We start from the raw sequence: 2,266 nt of genomic DNA, 5'->3' as shown, positions 1-2,266 counted from the left end.
CCGCCCCCATCCGGGGTCGGCCGACGGCTCACGGGCGTTTTCGCGACCGCCTCCGGCGAGGCAGGAGACGGGACCGGTGTCGCCGGGCGGATGGATGGCCGTCCGGGGGACGACGCCCGCGCCGTCCCCCGGACGGGCCCCGCCGGCGCGCGGCGCGCCCGGAGACGGGACACGGTGCCCTTGGGCGTCACCCGGCCCCATCGCCCGCCGAGCAGGAGCCCCATGACCGAACCGACCAACGCCGACGGGGACACCAGCGGCCCGCTCGCGCCGGACCCCGGCCCGGGGCGTTCGCGCGGGCGGGCCCTCAGCGCCGTACTCGGTGATCTGCGGGCCGTGGACGGCGCGCTGTACGCGGCGGTGGCCGCCACGTCCACGCCCACGCTCGACCGGGCGCTGCGCCGGCTGTCGCACGCCGCCGACCACTCGAAGGTCTCGCTCGGGATCGCCGCCGCGCTCGCGGTGAGCGGCGCGCGGCCGCGCCGGGCGGCTCTCGCCGGGGTGGGCGCGGTCGCCGTGGCGTCGGCCTCCTCGAACCTGCTGGGCAAGTGGCTGGTGCGCCGGGCGCGGCCGGACCGGGAGGCGGCGCGGGTGACGGTGGACCGGTATGTGCCCATGCCCGCGTCGGCGTCGTTCCCGTCCGGGCACACGGCCTCGGCGGTCGCGTTCGCCACGGCGGTCGGCGTGGTCCTGCCCGCGGCCGCCGTCCCGCTCGGAGCGCTGGCGAGCGCCGTGGGCTACTCGAGGGTCCACACCGGGGTGCACTATCCCGGTGACGTGGCCGCGGGTGCCGTCCTGGGCATCGCCAGTGCGGCCGCCGCGCTGGCGGCAGCGGCGGCCGCCCCGGTGCCGGGCCTGCGGTCGGTCTACTCCGCGGCGCCGGCGGCACCGTCCGCGCCCGGGTAGACGAACCCGGCACGGACCGTCAGCCGAACGCCCTCACGGCCTGGTAGTACGTCCACGCCGTGCTGTTGCAGGCGGCCTTGGTGGCGCTGCCGTATCGGGCACAGACCCGTTTGAGGTCCTCGTAGAAGGCGCTGTCGAGGCGGGACTTGTTGGCGCTGAAGGAGCCCGCGTCCTTGTAGTTGCGGTAGCCGAAGTCGTGTCGGGCGCAGGAGGTGCTGAACGGGAAGCCGAACGGGTTGTCCGGCGAGGAGGAGCAGTAGTCGGTGGTCCAGTCGAACCCGTAGGCGGCCCAGGCGGACTGGTTCGACCGCGCGGCGGTCCAGGCGTTGTGGCTCGACGCGCTGGTCTGGGTCCAGTTCGCCAGGACCTGCGGTTTGTCGGCGGGGGCGGCGTCGGCGGTCGCCGCGGTGGCGACGACGGTCGTCACGGCCAGGGCCGAGGCGGCGAGTCCGGTGGCGAGTCTGCGGTGCATTCCACACCTCCATATGGCTGCGACCCGCCCATCGGGTCGCAGGTTCATGTCAAGATGATGCGCGTCCCGGCCACCCCTTCACACATCTGTCGCCCTAATGGCCCATCAACTCTTCGGCCCGGCAGGAGATCGGGACCTGAACATCCGCCCTTCCGGCCCGACTGAGCCTCAATTCCTCACCGCCCGGGCCGCGTCGGCCGCCACAGCCCGTCCCGGCGGCGCGTACTCGTCGCGGCGGCCGCACATGCCGTGTCTTCTCGCGCATATCGCATGCCATCGGCGTAGCGGGAAGCAGCCGCGGTGTCACCCCCGACAACCCGGACCGCCGCCCAGGAGAGACGTGGAAGCCAGGTAGGGCGCTCGTTGCCGATCCAGGCCCGCTGGTAGAGCCAGCGCGCGAGCGCGAACCACTGGTCGAACTCGAACTTGGCGTACCCGTAGCCAGCGCGGATCTGCTCCTGGGGGTCCCAGCGCGCCTCACTGCTGCCGTACCCGGCGAACGCGGCCGGCTCCAGCCCGAGCTGCTCGGCGGCATACGCGACCACGACGGCGGGGACGTCTTCGGGGTTGTTCAGGAAGGTGCCCAGGTAGCGGATGGTGCCGAGTTGGACGGCCCAGCCGATCCGGTTCCGCGCGCCACGGGCGGCCATCGCCTGGCGGCGCGCGGCCTGATCCAGCAGGAAGGATCCGGCGAGCTGTCCCTCGTCCGGGTCCTCGGTGAAGTGGCTGAAGCGCCTGCACTGCCTCGCTCAGAAAATTGGTGGGCACCGCCCGCTCCTTGATCGTCGGCGCCTCCCAGTGGCGTGAACGCTGGGAAGCGGCACGCTGGTTCCTGCAGGCGGACGGGGAGAGCGGGAAACGGTTCGGGAACGAGACCCTGCGCGTCAG

Annotated in this window: 2 protein-coding genes and 1 pseudogene; 1 reads left to right on the top strand and 2 read right to left on the bottom strand. The window is 73.6% G+C overall.

Going from position 1 to position 2,266, the window contains the following annotated elements:
• The first annotated feature begins 222 nt into the window (after positions 1-222).
• Positions 223-906 carry a phosphatase PAP2 family protein gene (locus ABEA26_RS25515; protein ID WP_345595683.1) on the top strand — a complete coding sequence of 228 codons (684 nt, stop codon included), beginning with the start codon at positions 223-225 and terminating at the stop codon, positions 904-906.
• A 19-nt stretch (positions 907-925) separates the two neighbouring features.
• Here ABEA26_RS25515 and ABEA26_RS25510 read toward each other — a convergent pair whose 3' ends face one another.
• Both ABEA26_RS25510 and ABEA26_RS25505 read right to left on the bottom strand, forming a co-directional pair.
• Complete coding sequence (locus ABEA26_RS25510; protein ID WP_345595682.1) at positions 926-1,378, bottom strand: phospholipase; 453 nt, start codon at positions 1,376-1,378, stop codon at positions 926-928.
• A 176-nt stretch (positions 1,379-1,554) separates the two neighbouring features.
• A pseudogene (locus ABEA26_RS25505) lies at positions 1,555-2,112 on the bottom strand (DUF4158 domain-containing protein); the annotation flags it as partial.
• Positions 2,113-2,266: the final 154 nt, after the last annotated feature.

The organism is Streptomyces marokkonensis, assembly GCF_039539045.1.
In the GTDB taxonomy this organism is placed as follows: Bacteria; Actinomycetota; Actinomycetes; order Streptomycetales; family Streptomycetaceae; genus Streptomyces; species Streptomyces marokkonensis.
This window is presented reverse-complemented; position numbering and strand designations above follow the sequence as displayed.

Excerpts from the sequence above, each read along its gene's own strand:
- ABEA26_RS25510 (WP_345595682.1), bottom strand. The coding sequence starts at position 1,378 with ATGCACCGCAGACTCGCCACCGGACTCGCCGCCTCGGCCCTGGCCGTG.
- ABEA26_RS25515 (WP_345595683.1), top strand. The coding sequence starts at position 223 with ATGACCGAACCGACCAACGCCGACGGGGACACCAGCGGCCCGCTCGCG.